The organism is Luteitalea sp. (genome assembly GCA_009377605.1).
Classification (GTDB): Bacteria; Acidobacteriota; Vicinamibacteria; order Vicinamibacterales; family Vicinamibacteraceae; genus WHTT01.
In genome coordinates, this window is sequence record WHTT01000010.1 from 54,509 (window position 1) to 71,637 (window position 17,129).

Consider the following 17,129-nt stretch of genomic DNA (forward strand, 5'->3'; position numbering starts at 1 on the left):
GCGATTCTACCGCGACAGGTGCTGGGCGTGAGACTGTTTTTGGCCGCCCTACGCGCTTTCCATTTTCGTCGCACGGTAAAGGTAGGCCATTGTGAGCAAGACCATGCCCAGGCTCAGGGCGGACACCAGCCGCGCCACGGGGCCAATTACCGGGAAGTCGTTGACGCACAGCTTGCCGAGCGCGAGGATGGCCAGCGTCACGCCCAGGTATCGCAGGGCGGCGTGTCGGCGCCAAATCCCCGCTGTGACCAGGCCACAGCCGTAGGCCGCCCACAGCATGGTGGGGCCGACCCGTTGGGCCGTCTGCCAAGCGTGCGCGCGCGTCGACACCTCGAACGCGGCGGCATCGAGCGCCTGCTGCTGGAGCCACACCGCGGTCTCCATGGTGAGCACCAGGACAACCAAGAGGTGTGCGCCGAGCAGCAGCGCGCCGCGCGTGGGGCCCAGCTCGCCCGAGCTCGGCTGAGCCTCTCGTCCAACCCGCCACCAGGCAACCAGCAGCGCGACCACCACCACGAAGGCTGGTCCCGTCCGATGGTTGAGAAACGCCGGCGCGATCAAGCTCGTACGCGTCGCCAGAGTGTGTAGGGCGCTGAAGTAGGCAAGGGCCAGTAGCGCCTCGCCTGTGATGCGGAGGCCGGTTCGCGATGCACCGAGCGACAGTAAGACCACACCCTCGAGCGCGAGCGCCACCGTGGCGGCAAACCCTCCCGTCCACAGCGTCACGGCTGTCGCGCCCAGCGCCAGCGCGATGCCCGCGTGATGACGCGCGGCTTCGCCGTATCGGCGCCACCACCCTGCGCCTAGCGTCACATGCGCCACGATCAGCGGCGCGCCGGCAAGTATCGGCCACGATGCGAACCGCGGCGCGAGGAGCAGGCCAAGCGCCACGAACGTCCACCATGCGTTGACGTGGCTCAAGGCGATCTCGGCGCCCGTCACCGGCTGCTCACCCAGCGCTTCCCACTCCGAGACCACATGCAGCGCGCTGACTGCTGCGACAGCGACGAGGCCGGCCACGAACCATTCGCGATCGAGCGATGCATAGCACCACGCCAGGAGCGGAGCTGCCACCCCGGCGAATGTCGCCCCTCGCACCAGGCGCGAGCCCAGACGAGCCGCCGCGACCAGGCCGGCTAGCGTCGCAGCAATGGCGTACACGAGCCAGCCTCCGGCGTGTGGTAAGAGGATCGCCACCGACGCGGCATGGTAGGCAACCGGCGCGCTCGCCAGCGCGACGGCTGCCCAAGGCTGGAACGGGTGGACCGGTGCGTTGCCACGCGTCTCCCGCCGTGCCTCGCGCCACGCGATGACGAACAGCGCAAGATAGGCGGTGAGGAACAGCTCGAGTATCCACCACTGGTCGCGTGTATACGAATGTTCGGACCACCACACGAGCAGCCAGACGGTCAGCAGGTACGACGCGACGTCGACGAGCGGCCACCGCGCGCGATGCGCCAGCCAGCGCGCCACCAGAATGAGGACGCCGACATACATGAACAGCGCAACGGGCGCATGCTCAGGTCCCATCAGCACCGGCGTGACGAAGCCCGCACCTAGGGCGATCAGCGCGAAGGAGAGCGACCGATGGCGTATGCTCTGGACGAATGCCAGCGCGGTCACCGACGCGAGCAGGGCGAAGGCCGGCCAGGGCAACAGCAGCCAGGAGCCCGGTCCGATCATCCAAGCGCTTGCGTAGAGTGTGGCCAGCGCCACGCCGATGAGCACGCGCCCGCGTGCGATCTGCCGCCTCGCAGTGCGTTCCCCGAGCGCTAGCAAGCCGACCCCCAACAGAGCGCCGGACGCGGCACGGATAGGGGCGGCCATCCAGTCACGGCTCACGACATATTCGAGCAGCCACACGACCCCGACGGCCGTCAAGCCCAGACCGATGTAGAGAAACCAGTGCGCGCCGATACGTTGTTCTAGGTAGGGCCGCCTCGCCGAGGCGGCCGTGCCCGCGCTTGGTGCCTGAGGCTGCGTCTCGACCTCCGAGCTCAGTCTCTCAGCCTGCAGGCCACGAATCGTCTCGCGCCACTCTTCATCGTCGTCTGCGCGCTCCGATGCTTCGTCGTCAGGCACTGCGGCAGCTTGTTTGCCCAGCAGGTCGACGCGCTCGCCCAAGTGGCGGACCTGCTCGCCGAGCGCGCGCAGCTCACGCTCCAGCCCGTCCGCCACCTCGAGCGCGCGCGCCGCCCGCAGGAGGGCGCCGCTCGTCGTGATCAGTATGAGGAGCAGGCAGCCGAACAGGGCGAGGATCAGGAGCAAGTAGGAAGTAGCGTCGACCATTCAGGATCCACATTTTTTGCGCGACGTGCTAAGTCTCTACGTCAGATTCGCCGAGGGCCTCCGCCATCGGCGAATCTGGCCAGCGCGCCTCCGGAGCGGCGGCGTACCCCGCATGAGCGAGCCGACTTTGGAACAGCGAGACTGCGGACGCGTAGAATTGCAGCTTCACCGCTAGGCGTGCGAGGATCCACAACTGGCCAGCGAGAAGGATGATCCATACCGGCCGCGCCGCCCCGGGGGCGGCCAGCCCGTAGCAGCTGGCGAGCAGGAGAAAGAGCAGGCCGTTCAGCCCATACAGAGCAATGACGCTTCCCGAGTGTCGGCCGACGAACCGCGCGCCAGCCAGCAGCGCCCCGGATGCGCTCCTCCGATCTTCGACGACCAGCCGGACGCGTGCATAGTCGAGGATGATGTTGGCGATGAGGAGCAGCCCGCCGAAGAGAACGTACAGGACGACGCGTAGGGCGAGGGCGGTGCGCTCGGACGTGACGTCGCGTATCAGACGAGCGTAGAGGTCATCGAACAGCCAACCGTGCAGCACGCCGAAGAGCAGCGCGTACACGCCGAGTCCGACCAGGCCGAGCCGCAGCAATCGGAAGAAATACCCGCCGCACGCACCGAAGAAGCCCCACGCGTAGAGCCGTCGTTGTCGCGCGAACCGGTCTAGGACTCCGCCTGAAAAGAACGTCCAGACGACGAGGAAGGTGGCGACGACCCACGCGAGCCCGTTCAGGATTTCCTCGTTGTCCAGAAGGTCGCTCACATTGTGCAGCACCGCTGCAAATCCAACCACTGCCGGCGTGAACGACCTGGCCAGCCCATGTGCGTTGGCGGAGAGCTCGCCCCACCAATCATCGTCTGCGCCCTGCGCCACCACCTCCGAGATCAGGCTATCTCCGAGCTGGTTCTGAATCTGGCGGTCGATCTCGGCGGCGAGCGGAATGCCCACGACGAGCGTCAGCAGCCACGCGCCCACGAGAACGGCCGGCGCGTCCGCCACCCGTTTCAAACCGTCGAGACATACGCCCCAGACAGACATATCTATTCCCAGACAGCCTGCGCTACGACGAATTCTTCACACGCTCCAAAGCCGCGCGTACCTACACGAAGAACCCGTACGTAAGCAACAGATCCTGCAGCCATGTCAGCCAGGTGAGCGACCAGCGTCGCGCAGCGGCTTCGGCCTGCGGCTCGGCCGACCATGAGTTGTTCGTGTAGTTCACATCCAGCGCGAGCACCCGCTCCGGGTCGACCCGCACGGATACCACCTGGCTGGGCCGCGCATATACGTAAGCGCGCCAGCGATCACGGCCATCCCACTGCTCGCGCACACGCTGGTCATCAGCGAACGTGACGACGACATCTACGGGAAAGATCCCCTCACCGTACCGTCGAACGACCACGCGCGTTCGATATCGCCCGCGGGGGTCAGGAGGCTCCTCTTGGAACGCGAGGCCTTGTGGTCCCTCGACGAAGCCTCGCTTGGGATCCGCCTCCGACTGGACGTCTTGCACCCCATAGTCGAACACGTTCGACGAGCGATACACCTGATCGAAGAACCAGCCCAGGTTGCGGCCGCTCACCTCGTTCGCGACGGCGAAGAAGTCCGCAGGTGTCGGGTGCTTGAAGCTATAGCGCGAGAAGTACGTGGACAGGATCTTCTGCAGCGTCGGCCAGCCGAGATAGCGCTCCAGCGTTTCGAGCCATAGCGCCGTCTTGCTGTATGTAATCGTCGCGTGCGTCGCGGGAAAGTACCGCCAGGTTGGCGTCTCCGGCACATCCGATTCGGCGTCGGTCCGATAGCGATCCAGTCCGTGAGCGCCGAGACGAGAGATCGGGAGATCGCGAATCAACCACGGGACGAAACTGCCGAAGAACCGCAGCGTTTCGTATCGCGGAAAGGCGATGGTCATCACCCGCGACGTCGAAAACGTGTTGAGTCCCTCGTCGAGCCAGGCATCCTCGAACTCGTTACTGCCGACCACGCCGTACCAGAACTGATGACCGCACTCGTGCACGGTCACCCCCTCGGGGCTGCCCGATCTCTGCGGCTGGAGCCAGCGAGTACCAGATGTGAACAGGGTTGGGTACTCCATGCCACCGCTACCACTCTCCCACGCGGGGTCGACAATCGTGAGGTGGTCATACGGGTACGGACCGTACCACTCGCCGTAGTAACGAAGTGCCGCACGAGTCGCCGCGAAGTGCCGGTCCGCCTGGTGGACGTGTTCCGGTTGCAGCAGCAGTCGCATCTCGACGGGGGGCAGCCTCGCGTGTTCGAACCGTGCTCGACGTTCCACGAAGTCGGGGCTCGTCGTCCACGCGAAGTCGTGCACATCCTCACCGAGGAATCGATGCGTCGTCGTCTCTCCGTTCTCCCGCACGCCGATCGCCCGGCCCGTCGCACCGACGGCCCAACCACGGGGAGCCCGCACACGAACATCGTAGGTGCCGTAGTCGGCGAAGAACTCCGTTGTGGAATGGAACTGGTGCGCGTTCCAGCCGTCCTCCGTGAGCACGCCGATCTTGGGGAACCAGTGCGACAGGAAGAAATAGTTACCGCGCGCACCCGTTCTCGCGAACGTGCGCGAAACCTGCGCGCGCCATTCGACCTCGAGGTTGACCGTGCCGCCCGGCGCGACCGGCGCTGGCAACGGCACACGCAGCAGCGTCCGATCCTCTCGATTGCCATCATCTGGCGAGATGAAGGTGATCTGGCGCGTGAGGTCGACCGGCGGCGCCGCTCCGAACAGGCGAACGGCGCGGACATCGCTCCACCCCCACTCGTCCGCCGTCAGATCGGCGAGGTCGGACGGCTCGATCAAGTCTCCAAGCTCACGCTCCCGCAACCAGCTCGAACGCGTGTTGCGCCACGCGTTGTAGTAGAGATGCAAGCGCAGCTCGGAGGTTGGCGAGCTCGTGATGTTGCGCCAGGTAATGACTTCGCGACCCTCCAGCAGCCGACGCGAGGGGAGAAGTGTGACGTCGATCGCATAGCTGGCGTTCCGAGGCGAGCGGGCGTGGCCTTCTCGTGTCTGGGCGCGGATCGTTGCCGACGAGGCACCACCTGGTTGGGGCTGCGCCCGCGCGGATGGACTTCCACCAGGGGGGACGAGCGACAAGGACGCGAGCATGCCGGCTGCGAGACCCGCTCCGATGATGACGCGAAGGGCGAGGCGATGTGCCATCTTGATACACAACCGGCGCCCTGCGCGGCACGACGCGCGGGGGCGCGAGTGTGTGACAGAGTATAATCCGCGTTTCGCGTCTGCCTACGCGCTTCGGCGGACAAGTCCGCCTCGAGTTTCTACATTTGGTGCTTCAACGTACGTAGCGAGGAGCCTTCAGGCCCCTCGCCCGCCGCAAGAACCCGTGCGGCGCTGAGGACTTGACTCTTGAGTCAAGTTCCAGTGCGTCAAGTGAACGTCGGGGAGCGCGGCCCTGGCCGCGGTCCGCAAGAACCTGAGGAGATAGATGCCGATTCGTGTTCTTCATGTGGGGCTCGGTCCCATTGGTAATGCCATTATTCGTCAGTGCGTATCGCGTCGCCGTGTGAAGGTTGTCGGCGCGGTCGATATCGACGCCACCAAGGTAGGGCGTGACCTTGCCGAGGTGGTCGGGCTCGACCGCAAGCTCAACGTGACCGTGGCGCCGGAGATTGTGCCGGCAATCCGTAAAGCGAAGCCTGACGTCGTCCTGCTCTGCACGAGCTCGTCGCTCAAGAAAATCGTTCCCCAGATCCAAGCTATCTTGTCCTGCCGTGTCCCGATCGTCTCGACGACCGAGGAGCTCGCCTATCCGTTCTACTCCAACAAGCGCCTCGCGACTCAGGTCGACCAGATGGCAAAGCGCGCCAAGGCCGCCGTCCTGGGAACCGGCGTGAATCCCGGCTTCACCATGGACGCCCTTCCCATCGCGCTGAGCTGCGCCTGCGAGCGTGTCGACAAGATTCTCGTGGAGCGTATTCAAGATGCTTCGACGCGACGCTTGCCGTTCCAGCAGAAAATCGGCGCCGGGCTCACCGAGGCGCAGTTCCAGGCACGCGTCGATGAGGGGAGCGTCCGTCACGTGGGCCTGACCGAATCGATTGCCATGATCGCAGATGCCATGGCGTGGAAGCTCGACAAGATTACCGATGTCATCAAGCCGAAGCTCGCCGTACGGCCCGTGAAGAGCGCCTTCCTGGCCGTCAAGAGGGGGCAAGTGGCGGGGATCATTCAGGATGGCGTCGGGCACCGCCGCGGCGAGCCGCTCATCACTCTCCACATGGAGGCGTATCTCGGCGCGCCGGAATCGTACGACGCGGTCACCATCACGGGCGTGCCCAATCTCTACTCGAAAATCCCCGGCGGCGTGCCGGGCGACATCGCAACGGCGTCGGTCACCGTGAACGCGATTCCCAAGGTCATCGCCGCCCCGCCCGGCCTGCACACCATGCGCACGCTGCCACTCCCATCCTGGTTCGGCGGGTAGGGACACGCGTTTGCAAGCTGTGCGATGGTAGGGACGCCTCGCCGAGGCGTCCTGGCCTTGCCGAGGTCAGGGACGGCGCGTTCCGCCTTCGCACTTAGCGCTACGGCGGACGAGTCGGCGAACGCGCCCTACCATGCTGAGGCCGAGAGCCATCGACGTACAGCCCACTAGGAGCGTCCTAGGCCACCGAGCGCCAGCCGCGGCATGCCGCGCTCGTCGACGACGAGGAATCGCGTGCCTGGCGGCAACACCTGCAGCGTCTTGAGGAACTCGATGAGCGCATCCTGCTCATTGGGCGGCAGCGCCTTGAAAAGCGCCCGCGTCCCCGCCGCTTCGCCGCCGTGGGCGAGCACCGCTTCGCGGAGCGTCGTGTATTGGCCGTGATGGAAGTAGGGCGGCTCGTTCGCCGCCCCCCAGAGCTTCCGCGTGAGGAACAGGCGATTCCCCTCGAAAAAGCCAGCCGACCCGTGTGGCTGGTTCATGTCGAGTGGCTCGATATTCGGGTCCTCCGGACCGTCGCAGATGTCGTGCAGCTTGAGGTCTGTGTAGGCGGGCACGTGCACGACGCCTCTCACCGGCCTGAGGCGGGGTTGGGGCAGCCGAGGATCGGTCAGGTCGACCGAGAGCGTCGGCGCGTCGCCAGGGCCGACGGTGTCGTCCGGATTGAACGGGTTCGGCTCGGTGAAGATCCAGCCCTCGTCGTCCAGCGGAAGGCTCGGACGATGACACGTCGCGCAACCAATCGCTTCGAACCGTTCCTCACCCAGCGCCACCGCCGCCTCGATTGCTCGGTCGCGCGGGATGACGCGGCCGGGGACGGCCATCGTCGCTTGGAAGATGGTCGCGGCGGTGATGTCCGCTCTGGTGAGCTCGTTCACGAAGGCGTCGCCGTCCGGGTCCGCCCCATCGCCAAAGCGCTCGGTGGCTTGCATCCCATGATGGTGGTTGAACGCTGTCACGGTGAACTGGCGGAGAGACACGACGTTGCCGGCCTGATGAAACGGCCGAATCAACAGGCTGGGCGGTTCGTCGGGTCCGGAGGTCGCCAAGCTCGCCGCTGGAAGCCCCTCAACGGCTGTCGTATCCCAGCTGCCATCCGGGTGCCTGGAGATGACCCCGTAGCTGATGCCCTTCGACGTCAAGTGGCTGCTGCCGCCCGGCGGCGTGGCATCCCGGATCCGCTGGAGGTCGATCGATACCTGACGCGCCAGCATCTCGATGAAGCCAGACCCGAACATGCCGAGCGTCGCGCGTGAGTTGGCGACCGATTGGAGCGTGGTCTGCTTACCGCTTTCGTCCACACTGCTGCCCGTCGTTGTCCCGTCGTTCGTATCGAACATCGCGAAATCGAAGCGCTGGCCGAGCACGAACACGTTTGCCACCACATCACCACCGCCGCCCGCCATGCCGAACGGCGCATTGTGACACCCGGCGCAGCCGTTGGCGTCCGGCGCCGACACACGATTGAAGTTGCGCGGGAAAACGAGCGGCCGCGTCGGATCCGACAGCGGTGCGCCCGTGCCCTTCACGAGCGGCCGGCCCGCGCCCTCCTGAATCGTCCAGTTGGCCCGAAACAACTGCTCCCCGAACTCGATGAGCCTCGTCAGCGGCACCCCTAGCTCCTCGCCATCCTCGAGATGGCGAGCGATGGCAACCTCACGACCAATCGGCGACTGGGCGAGGCCGGATGCGGTCAACACGATCGTGGCAAGCGCAAGACAGATGAAGGCACGCGCACACATAGACATCCTCCAGTTCTGCATATCGGCTAAGCATCACTAAATGTTAAAAATAGTCGATACTACAATCGCACTATGGGGGGGATCACCTCAGGCCGTGCAGCCATCGAGCCGGGGCCTTGACTAGATCGCTCCGTCAGTATTGAATATTGATATGAAGCGGAAAGTCGTTCAGACAGGAAGCTCGCTGGCGGTGACGCTGCCAGCCGAAGTCGTCGAGGCCTTTCGTCTGAAGAAGGGGCAGGAGGTCGACGTCACGATCCATCCGGTCACTGGCGCGATCGTCATCCGTGCGGGGATCAAGTACTTCGACGATGGGAAGGTGACCAAGCGGTTTCGGGAGCTCATGGAGGAGCTCCTGGAGCGGCGTGCGGACCTTTACAAATCCCTAGCTCAATGACGGTCTATCTCGCCACAGCGCAGGTGCGAGCGCTGCACGAAGCCCTTGTCCGCCAGTTCGGTGGTAGCCAGGGCATTCGCGATGCAGGCGCCTTGGAAGCTGCTCTCGCCAGGCCGGCCATGACGTTTGGCGGGGAGGATCTCTATCCCGACGTTCACACGAAGGCCGGCGCGCTCCTCCACTCGCTCGTCCTCAATCACGCGTTCGTCGATGGTAACAAGCGCGCCGGAGTGGCGGCGGCCGAGTTGTTTCTCCAACTCAACGGGTGGCTGCTCGACGCGACTGACGAGGAGTTCGAGGTGCTCACGCTCGACACCGCCCAGGGTAACATCGAGCCCGAGGCGCTTGCGATCTGGTTTCGTCAGCACAGCCGTCCGATGTAGGTCATACCTTAAGGTCGGGGCAGCCAACGATCCAAAGTCCAGCACACGCCGGTAGACTTGCCAGCATTGGCGTTTTGACAGCGCGCATGCCCTTTGGGTAGCATGCGCGTACTGTGCCCGAAGCACCCCGGTTTGCCATCACGCCCGATGAGCAACAGCTCGCCGCGGTCGAGCGTGACCTTCGCTTTCATCCGTCGCCCGTCACCGCGCCGCGCACGCTGACGGCCGCGCAGCTGGAATCGTTCGATCGCGAGGGCTATCTCAGGCCCATTCGTATCTTCGAGGATGAAGAGATCACCGCGATTCGGCGGTACTTCGACGATCTGCTCGCCCGCACCGTCGCGGCCGGCGGCGACAGCTACTCCATCAGTTCGGCCCACCTCCGCTACGGCCGTGTCTACGACCTGTTGACCGACGCACGTATCGTTGCCTGTGTGCGGGATCTGCTGGGCGAGAGTGTCGTGGGGTGGGGCTCACATTTCTTCTGCAAGATGCCGGGAGATGGCAAGGCGGTGGCCTGGCACCAAGACGCGAGCTACTGGCCGTTGACGCCATCGAAGACCGTGACGGTCTGGCTCGCCATCGATCGAGCGGATCGCCAGAACGGCTGCATGCGCTTCATTGCCAGCTCACACTGGGTCGGGCATCTCACGTACCGGCCGAGCGATGCGGCGGAGCACAATGTCCTCACGCAGACCATCGAGAATCCGGAGCAGTACGGCGCGATCGTGAACGACGAGCTGGAGGCGGGCGAGATCTCGATTCACGCAGATCTCCTTCTGCACGGCTCTGAGGCGAACGAATCGAATCGGCGACGGTGTGGCTTGACGCTGCGCTACTGCACGGCCGACGTCCGCGCCCACAATGGCTGGAACGCGAAAGGCGTCGTTCTCGTTGGCACCGACGCCGACGGGCATTGGGCGAACCCGCCCCGTCCGGCTGTTGACTAATCCCGGCACGCTGTTTCGCTACGCACCGGTAACGGGTTCCGCTTCACTGAGCGCCCGCGACGTCGAGCGTCAGGATCCCTTGGGGAGGTACCGCATCGTTGGGGCGCTTGCCTTTCACGGGCTCACCGTTTGCGTTTACCACGGTAACGGTGCGCGGAGACGTCCGCCAATCGAGTGAGGGCCGTACGGGTGCCGTTCCGGCGTTGAAGAGACGCACGCGCAGAGATCCGCCATCTGGGGCTCTCTTCACCGACGTAACAACGAGGGTCGTGCCGCTCTCGCGACCTTGCACCTCGCCGCGGACCGTGACCAACGGCTCCGGCTTTCGGCTGGTCGGGCTCACTGCCGCTGTCAGCAGCGGGTGTCGGACCTCGGCGGCCGCACGATAGGCCGCCGCGCTATCGAAGGAGCCGTGCGGCACGATCGTATAGCGGAACGAAACCGCCCCCGATTGGCTGGCCTTGTAGTTGGTGCTCCAGAAGTTGTTCATCACCCATGAGTAGAGGAGTGGCGAGCTCTCGAGAGTCGACTTCCAGCCGACTGCGTTCGCGTCCGTGGCGATCGCGCCCACCTGAACCATGAGCGCGTCGGGGGTCACGAGCGTGACGCCCCGATCCTGAGTCGAGACGTCGACCCAGTCGCGCGCTGTGAGGTAGTTCATCGACGAGCCTGGTATTTGCTCTTCGCCGACCTGATAGTGTCCCCACGCCGTACCGACGCGTGTGACGGCGCCAGACAGATTGAATGGGAACGCGAAGGAGACGGATTCTGGCTGGCGGACATCCAGTTTGACGATCTTGTCGGTGATCGACACACGAGGCTGATCCCGAACCAGCCGGATACGCTGTTGCAGCGCGCTCGCGCCGGGCACCTGGTCGCTCGACACCACGAGCGTCCAGACGAGCGGTCCGGCATCCTCCACCACGATTCGCGGCGATTTGTCTGGGATCCTCGAGTTGCCCCCTTCTGGCTTGCGCCCTTCCTGATAGATATAAGTGTTGAGCCCCGGCCAGCGCGAGTGGTCCACCCAGTTGCCGTCCGCGCCCTGCATGCGCAGCTGCCGAATGGCGCCACTCTGCGGGTCGACATCCACAGAGATAGAACCGTTGTAAATGCCATGTGCTGACGTGTCGCCGACGACCGTAGTGACTGCGGGGTTGACCTGCAGTGGCTGTGTGGCCGTTTGATCGGGGCCAACCCGATGGTTCGCCTCATCGTCCTCCCGCGCTGCGACCGTTGCTCGACCGATGCGATAACGCGAGACGCCGAGTCCCGGCACGTTCTCGGCGAGGAAGGCGAGCTCGCCGGATGCGAGGCGCTGGGATGGCGCTTGCCGTCCATCGTCGTCGACGATCAGGTCGTTGGGCACGAGCAGACTGGCCGGAAGCAGAACCAGCTCCGTGCGTGGCCATGAGAGCGTGTTGTAGACGTCGATGGTCGTGGCTGAAGCACCAGGAGGCTCATCTGGGCTCGACGATGGCGCGGCAGTCTGCCCATCGCTGCCATTGGTGGCCAGCGCGCCCCCATCATCAGCGCTCAGGTCAGCCCCTCCGAGCGCCTGAGTCAGCAGCGCGCGAGACTGTGCGTCGGCTGCCTCCGCGAAGGCGCGCTTTCCCGCCCATTGCTCGTGAACGGACGGCTCGTCCGGCTGGCTGATGCTGTTCCACGCGCCCCATGTGTGCTCGTTGTACAGCAGCACATTCCGCCATGCGGAGCTGAAGTCCACACCCTCGGCTGGCCCAGAGGCATCGGGCGCGCTCGCTTCCTCACAAGCCTTCGCGCCACAGCGGATTGCGCCGACGGTCGCCGCCTGCACGAGCCGCGCAGACGAGGCGAGGTTCGTCACGGTTTCTGCGGCGGTGGAGTACGCGCCGTCCTCCCAGTAGGGCGTGAGCTCGCCGCGCCGTACCGGCAGCGACTTGCCGTACCGCGCCTCGAACGCTTCAAAGGCCTGCGAGGCCGTGGCAATCACGAGGCGCGGTGTCTCGTGCGTGGCGTTCCAGTTGTACACGGCGTTCGACAAGGTCTCGTCCGGCGGTCCATTGTCCGAGCCGATGTTGTAGCGAAGCAGCGTCAGATCGTACGGGAATTCCCTGCTCGTCAGCCCGTCGATGTAGTCCAGCAGTCGGCGCTCGTCCAGCCGCATGGCCTCCCGATAGCGAAGGCCGGTATGAAAGAGCGAGTACCCCGCAAGGTGCACCCACGCCAGCACGCGCTCCTCTCCAGATGGCGATTCCCAATAGAACGGTCGATCGCCGAGCGCGTTGATGATGTGCCCGATACGGTCTCCGCGGTTCGTGCCCATCGAGAAGTACTTCACACCGCGGCTGGCCAGAGTGGGCACCATGCCCCACGTGTAACCGGGCACGTCGCTAATCCACGCTGTTTGCAGCGGAACCTCGAGTGAGCTCGTCAGTCGGTGCGCTGCCTCGGTCATCTCCACCAGTTCCTCGCCGTTTGCGAGGCCTGTCAGCTGATTCGCGTAGAGCGCCGGGATTTCAATCAAACCGGATCGCACCATCGCTTCGAACTGCTGACGCTCTTCCGGAGAAGCGCGGCTCAAAAACGCCTCGATCGGCCAGATGCCCTCTTGCACCCAATGGAAGCGTGAGTCCGGCGAAGCGCCCGTCGACTGTGCCGCGAGCCGTGTCGCGCGCCGCAGGTTCTCGACTTGAATGTCCTCGACTTCGCGCTGCCGGTGCGTGTAGCCAATGTCCAGGTGCGAATGATGTAGCAGGTAGACGGTCATCCGCCGGACGGGCTCCATCCGCAGCGCCTCGTCCAGCACCAGCGTGTTATCGATAGCCACTCGCACCGGGAGCGTGGTCTCCGTCGTCGCCTCGGGCACTTGCAAGCGGATCTCGGAGTAGCCGCGCGGCACGCGTTGCCCCAGGCGAGCTTCACCGGCATCGATCGTCACGCTCTTCGATCTGCCAAAGTGCGCGACCTCCACGCGTAGCTCTTGCCGCGTGCCGTCCAGTCGCCGGATGATGCTCGGCAACCGACGAACGCGCGCGTGCGGCTGGACGTCGTAAGGGAACAACATCAGCCATCGGTCGCTCGCACCCGATTCGCCGGCCAGACGAAGGGTGATCGGAGCGCCCGGCCGATACGCGCCGGCGGGCAGCCGGAGCAGCCCGTGGCCCGAGAGGTCCCCGTTGCGATCGGTGTGAAAGAGGTCGACGATCAGCTCGGCCCCATTCGACGCGGTGAGAGCGATCTCGCGCTGCGACTCGCTCGCCGGGCTCTGCAGCTCGAACCGCGTCGTCGGCCCGGCCTCGAGCTGCCACTTGTGGACATCTTCATCGACGTCGACGCTCAGCAGAAAGGCGAGGGTCAGCCCGCGAGTCATCTCGAATGGGATCGTCGCGGACTCGCACGTGGCGACGTTCTCCCCCTTCGTGGCGCGTGAGACGATCGCCATCGTGGAGTCGCGGTGTGCCGACTCGTAGCGCTGGAGTCTCTGACCCTCCTGCGGACGAATACAGCCGCTGACGAGCGGCCGCTGGTCGCCTCCCCACAGCGAGTCGCTGACGTTCTGACCGCCGTCACCGGCTGCATGGAGAGGAGAGGCTGCCTGCTGCGTGTGAGCGAGCGTGATGACCGACGCGAGGGCGAGGATTCGTATGAAGAGCGCCCACGCGACACGCGCGGCGGGCCGGCTACCGGTCGTAGAGCCTCGAGCGACCATGCTTCGTATGCTACCGCAACCTAGCTACACTTCTACTGTGATCGCTTCAATCCGTTTTCTCGCGCCAGGGTTGCTCGCGGGCCTCGGCGCGTGGTGCACTGCGGCTCGACTCGATGTGGTTCCCGGCACCGACGGCCCAATCCGCGTGGCCCTGTTCGCGCCGATCTGGTGGCTCATCTTCTCGACCGTGGCGGGGGCCGGGCTGGTGCTGCTCGCAGGTGAAGCGCTGCCATGGCTGGCGCGGCGCGTCGGAGACCGCCACGTCAGTCGTGAGGCTGCCAGGGCTGCCCTGTGGCCGTTTGCAGCCGCCTCCCTCATCGCGCTCCCGTATCTGCCCTGGCTTCCAGACAAGCTTCCGGTGCTGACGGTCCTCGCAGGCCCTGGCCGGTGGCTCGTGTGGGGCATCGCTGTAGCCGAGACGGCTTGGGCCGTCATTGGTGCAGCGTGGTCGAATCGCGCACAGGTTTTGGTCGAGGCGGATGGGCGCCCGGCGGCCCCGGGATTCTCGCGAACCGCGCGTGTGAGGTTTCCAGTTGCAATCCTCATCCTTGGGCTGATCGCGACCGGCGCGGCCGCGGCCAAGCTCACCGGGACGGTGTTGTTCCCGGGGGGCGACGAGCCGCACTACCTGATCATTGCCCAGAGCCTCTGGCGTGATGGCGATTTGCAGATTGAGAACAACCACCAGCGGCGCGACTACGCGGAGTACTTTCGCGGGCGCGAGCTGCAGCCGCACACCCTCGCCCGCGGCAAAGACGAAGAGGTCTATTCCGTCCATCCAGTTGGGCTGCCGGTACTGCTCGCGCCGGTCTACGCGTTTGCCGGCTACGGCGGCGCCGCGTCCGTCGTTGTGCTGATGGCGTGCACGGCCGGAGCGGTCATGACGAGCTGGGTGGCACGCCTGACCGGTAGCGTGGGCGCGGCCGCCTTCTCCTGGGCAGCGCTTCTGCTCGGCGCGCCGCTGTTCTACAACGCGTTTGCCATTTATCCCGAGGTGCCCGCCGCGTTGGCGGTGACGCTGGCGTTCACCCTCTCGGCGCCCACGCGTCAGCGCACGGCTAACCCGTCCGAGCCTGTGATGAGCAGCCGACGAGCGCTTGCATGCGGCCTCGCCATTGCCGCGCTGCCCTGGCTCAGCACCAAATATGCGTTGATGGCCGGGGCGCTCGGTCTGGTTGTTCTCGGCCGGCTCTGGTTGCCATTCGGTCGCCTGTCCACTGCCTCCGCGCCTCCGCTCCAGCAGCCAGCACCCGGCACCCAGCAGCCTCGCTGGCGACGATGCGTTGTTCCGACCATTGCTGTGGCCCTGCCCTGCTTCGTGAGCCTGATCGGGTGGCTTCTCTTCTTCAAGCTCATATGGGACAGCTGGTCGCCAATGGCCGCTTATGGGACGCAGCGCGAGACGAGTCTCGCATACCTCCCGTACGGCGGACCGGGCCTGCTCTTCGATCAGGAATACGGCGTGGTGGCCTTTGCGCCCATCCTGTTCCTCGGCTTGACAGGGCTCGTCTCGATGGTCCGTCGGCCTGGCCATCTCCGCCGGCTCGGCATCGAGATCGCGCTGGTCTTTGCCGCGCTTCTCGGCGTGGTCGGCGCCTTTCATCTATGGTGGGGTGGGACCGCGATCGTGGGCCGGCCGATCGTGTCGGCGCTCTGGCTTTTCGCGCTTCCCATTGCGTGGCAGCACCGCCGCGCGGCCGGGCAGCCAGTTCGCCGCGCTGTGTATCGTCTCGTGCTATGGATCGGCCTGGCGATCACCGTGACCGTGGGCGTCGCGCAGCAGGGGCTTCTGTTGAACGCCAATCGAGACGGTACGTCGCAACTGCTCGACTATCTCTCACCGGCCTGGCCGCTGACGGCAATGCTGCCCACCTACATTGCGTCGGGCGTCGGACAGGCCTTGACGACGACCGTCTGCTGGGTAGCAGTGGCGCTTGGTGCCGGCTGGTTACTGAAGCGTGCTGATCGTCTGCCGGCGCTGGCGGCTCGCCCGCGGCTCGCGGCCATCGTCGCTCTGGGCGGCGCAGTTCTCCTGCTCTCATCGCTCGTGCCGCTGGTGACGAGCCGTCCGGTGAGCTCCGTCGCATCGATGAGCTCACGTACGCAAGTATCGCTGCTCGACGGCTTCGACAGCACAGTGCGGCCGTGGGCCATCCGGTACGATCCGATGCAAGCGATCGATCCCAGCGAGGTCCCATCGCTCTTCACGCTCACGGCGCATCCGGCTCCACAGCTCATGCAAGAGCGCGGTCTGTTGGGGGGCCGACTAACTCTGCCCGCGGGACGGTATCGAGTTGAGCTCCAGAGCACGGAGACACGAGGCTCTGTTGCAGAGGGGGAGTTTGGGCTTCAGCTAGGGCAACTCGGTGGGCCGGTCCAACGTTGGCCAGTTCGCCTCGGCCCTGGCGAAGCGTGGCAGGCTGAGTTCGAGCTGCCGATTGACGTCAACTACGTTGGCTTCGTCGGCTCTCGAGCGCTCGAGCAGCACTCGGCGGAGATCAGGGTGACGCCTCTCGCGGTCGTCAACGTGCGCGATCGACAGTCCCGCCTCGATGTTGCGAGCGCGCGGACGTATGGATCCGCGCAGGTCATTGCACACGACCATCGCGCTTGGCTGGAGCCCGCCGGACTCTGGGTGCAGGGCCGTGCCAGCGTACCGCTCACCCTCTGGCGTCCGGGGAATCGCCGCGCCAAGCTGATCGTGCACGCCCGGTTGGTGCCGGTTACCGTCACGGCGGTCACGGCTACGACCCGCGATCGCTACACTCTCGGTCTTGGCGAGAGCGCTGACCTCTGGATTCCCCTCGATGCGCGAGGTGTCGGTCATGTGCTCGTCACCTCCTCCAATGGCAGTCTGCCCAGCACGATCATCGAGGGAAGCCCGGACAGGCGCTATTTGGGTTGCTGGATCGAGATTGGGGACAGTGCCCGACAGATGCGGGGGTAACGGACACGACGAAGGAGCTCCGCAAGCTTGACGTGGGCCGCGAGGTCGCGTTGGCGGTCCTCGAGGTCCGGCCAGCCAGGACGCTGGCGAATTGCCTGACGCCGGAGCTCGTCTGCGATGCGGAGGCCTTCCGAGGGACCAAGCCGTCCGATTCGAGCGGCCCAATACGCATCTTTGGCGTCGCGGGCAGCCGACCAATCGCGCGACATGTAGCGCCGGATATCGCGTACGATCATGTCTCTATAGTAGTCCAGTTA

11 protein-coding genes are annotated in these 17,129 nt (G+C 65.4%); 5 read left to right on the forward strand and 6 right to left on the reverse strand.

The window, feature by feature from the left end; genetic code table 11:
- Positions 1 to 48: 48 nt before the first annotated feature.
- The 3 genes from GEV06_05125 to GEV06_05135 all read right to left on the reverse strand — a co-directional run bounded on the left by GEV06_05125 (position 49) and on the right by GEV06_05135 (position 5,477).
- Entirely contained in the window at positions 49 to 2,289 is a 2,241-nt protein-coding gene (locus GEV06_05125; GenBank protein MPZ17280.1) for a DUF2339 domain-containing protein, read from the reverse strand.
- Positions 2,290 to 2,317: 28 nt separating this feature from the next.
- Positions 2,318 to 3,328, reverse strand: a complete 1,011-nt coding sequence (locus GEV06_05130; protein MPZ17281.1) for a hypothetical protein — start codon at positions 3,326 to 3,328, stop codon at positions 2,318 to 2,320.
- A 61-nt stretch (positions 3,329 to 3,389) separates the two neighbouring features.
- Positions 3,390 to 5,477, reverse strand: coding sequence for a hypothetical protein (locus tag GEV06_05135; protein MPZ17282.1), 2,088 nt, complete (start codon positions 5,475 to 5,477; stop codon positions 3,390 to 3,392).
- Positions 5,478 to 5,763: 286 nt separating this feature from the next.
- On the opposite strand from GEV06_05135, the gene GEV06_05140 reads away from it, so the two are divergent.
- Positions 5,764 to 6,762 carry a dihydrodipicolinate reductase gene (locus tag GEV06_05140; protein ID MPZ17283.1) on the forward strand — a complete coding sequence of 333 codons (999 nt, stop codon included), beginning with the start codon at positions 5,764 to 5,766 and terminating at the stop codon, positions 6,760 to 6,762.
- 167 nt (positions 6,763 to 6,929) lie between these two features.
- Here the strand turns inward: GEV06_05140 and GEV06_05145 are convergent, their stop codons facing one another.
- Positions 6,930 to 8,510 carry a thiol oxidoreductase gene (locus GEV06_05145; protein MPZ17284.1) on the reverse strand — a complete coding sequence of 527 codons (1,581 nt, stop codon included), beginning with the start codon at positions 8,508 to 8,510 and terminating at the stop codon, positions 6,930 to 6,932.
- Positions 8,511 to 8,655: 145 nt separating this feature from the next.
- Here GEV06_05145 and GEV06_05150 point away from each other — a divergent pair, with 145 nt between their 5' ends.
- The 3 genes from GEV06_05150 to GEV06_05160 all read left to right on the forward strand — a co-directional run bounded on the left by GEV06_05150 (position 8,656) and on the right by GEV06_05160 (position 10,234).
- Positions 8,656 to 8,901 (forward strand): AbrB/MazE/SpoVT family DNA-binding domain-containing protein, encoded by a 246-nt coding sequence (locus GEV06_05150; GenBank protein ID MPZ17285.1) that lies wholly within the window; start codon positions 8,656 to 8,658, stop codon positions 8,899 to 8,901.
- Positions 8,898 to 9,284 carry a type II toxin-antitoxin system death-on-curing family toxin gene (locus GEV06_05155; protein ID MPZ17286.1) on the forward strand — a complete coding sequence of 129 codons (387 nt, stop codon included), beginning with the start codon at positions 8,898 to 8,900 and terminating at the stop codon, positions 9,282 to 9,284. Before GEV06_05150 ends, GEV06_05155 begins: the two co-directional genes overlap by 4 nt.
- A 113-nt stretch (positions 9,285 to 9,397) precedes the next feature.
- Positions 9,398 to 10,234, forward strand: a complete 837-nt coding sequence (locus GEV06_05160; GenBank protein MPZ17287.1) for a phytanoyl-CoA dioxygenase family protein — start codon at positions 9,398 to 9,400, stop codon at positions 10,232 to 10,234.
- 43 nt (positions 10,235 to 10,277) lie between these two features.
- Here GEV06_05160 and GEV06_05165 read toward each other — a convergent pair whose 3' ends face one another.
- Positions 10,278 to 13,925, reverse strand: coding sequence for a hypothetical protein (locus GEV06_05165; GenBank protein MPZ17288.1), 3,648 nt, complete (start codon positions 13,923 to 13,925; stop codon positions 10,278 to 10,280).
- Between the two features lie 37 nt (positions 13,926 to 13,962).
- Between GEV06_05165 and GEV06_05170 the strand changes: the two genes are divergently transcribed.
- Positions 13,963 to 16,872: a hypothetical protein gene (locus GEV06_05170; protein MPZ17289.1), complete on the forward strand. Its 2,910-nt coding sequence runs from the start codon at positions 13,963 to 13,965 to the stop codon at positions 16,870 to 16,872.
- Here the strand turns inward: GEV06_05170 and GEV06_05175 are convergent.
- A complete protein-coding gene (locus GEV06_05175) occupies positions 16,818 to 17,108 on the reverse strand; it encodes a hypothetical protein (protein MPZ17290.1) in 291 nt (96 codons plus the stop codon). The two genes, GEV06_05170 and GEV06_05175, sit on opposite strands and share 55 nt — an antisense overlap.
- Positions 17,109 to 17,129: the final 21 nt, after the last annotated feature.

Coding starts and splice junctions, on each gene's coding strand:
- GEV06_05125 (MPZ17280.1), bottom strand. CDS start 2,289: ATGGTCGACGCTACTTCCTACTTGCTCCTGATCCTCGCCCTGTTCGGC.
- GEV06_05130 (MPZ17281.1), bottom strand. CDS start 3,328: ATGTCTGTCTGGGGCGTATGTCTCGACGGTTTGAAACGGGTGGCGGAC.
- GEV06_05135 (MPZ17282.1), bottom strand. CDS start 5,477: ATGGCACATCGCCTCGCCCTTCGCGTCATCATCGGAGCGGGTCTCGCA.
- GEV06_05140 (MPZ17283.1), top strand. CDS start 5,764: ATGCCGATTCGTGTTCTTCATGTGGGGCTCGGTCCCATTGGTAATGCC.
- GEV06_05145 (MPZ17284.1), bottom strand. CDS start 8,510: ATGTCTATGTGTGCGCGTGCCTTCATCTGTCTTGCGCTTGCCACGATC.
- GEV06_05150 (MPZ17285.1), top strand. CDS start 8,656: ATGAAGCGGAAAGTCGTTCAGACAGGAAGCTCGCTGGCGGTGACGCTG.
- GEV06_05155 (MPZ17286.1), top strand. CDS start 8,898: ATGACGGTCTATCTCGCCACAGCGCAGGTGCGAGCGCTGCACGAAGCC.
- GEV06_05165 (MPZ17288.1), bottom strand. CDS start 13,925: ATGGTCGCTCGAGGCTCTACGACCGGTAGCCGGCCCGCCGCGCGTGTC.
- GEV06_05175 (MPZ17290.1), bottom strand. CDS start 17,108: ATGATCGTACGCGATATCCGGCGCTACATGTCGCGCGATTGGTCGGCT.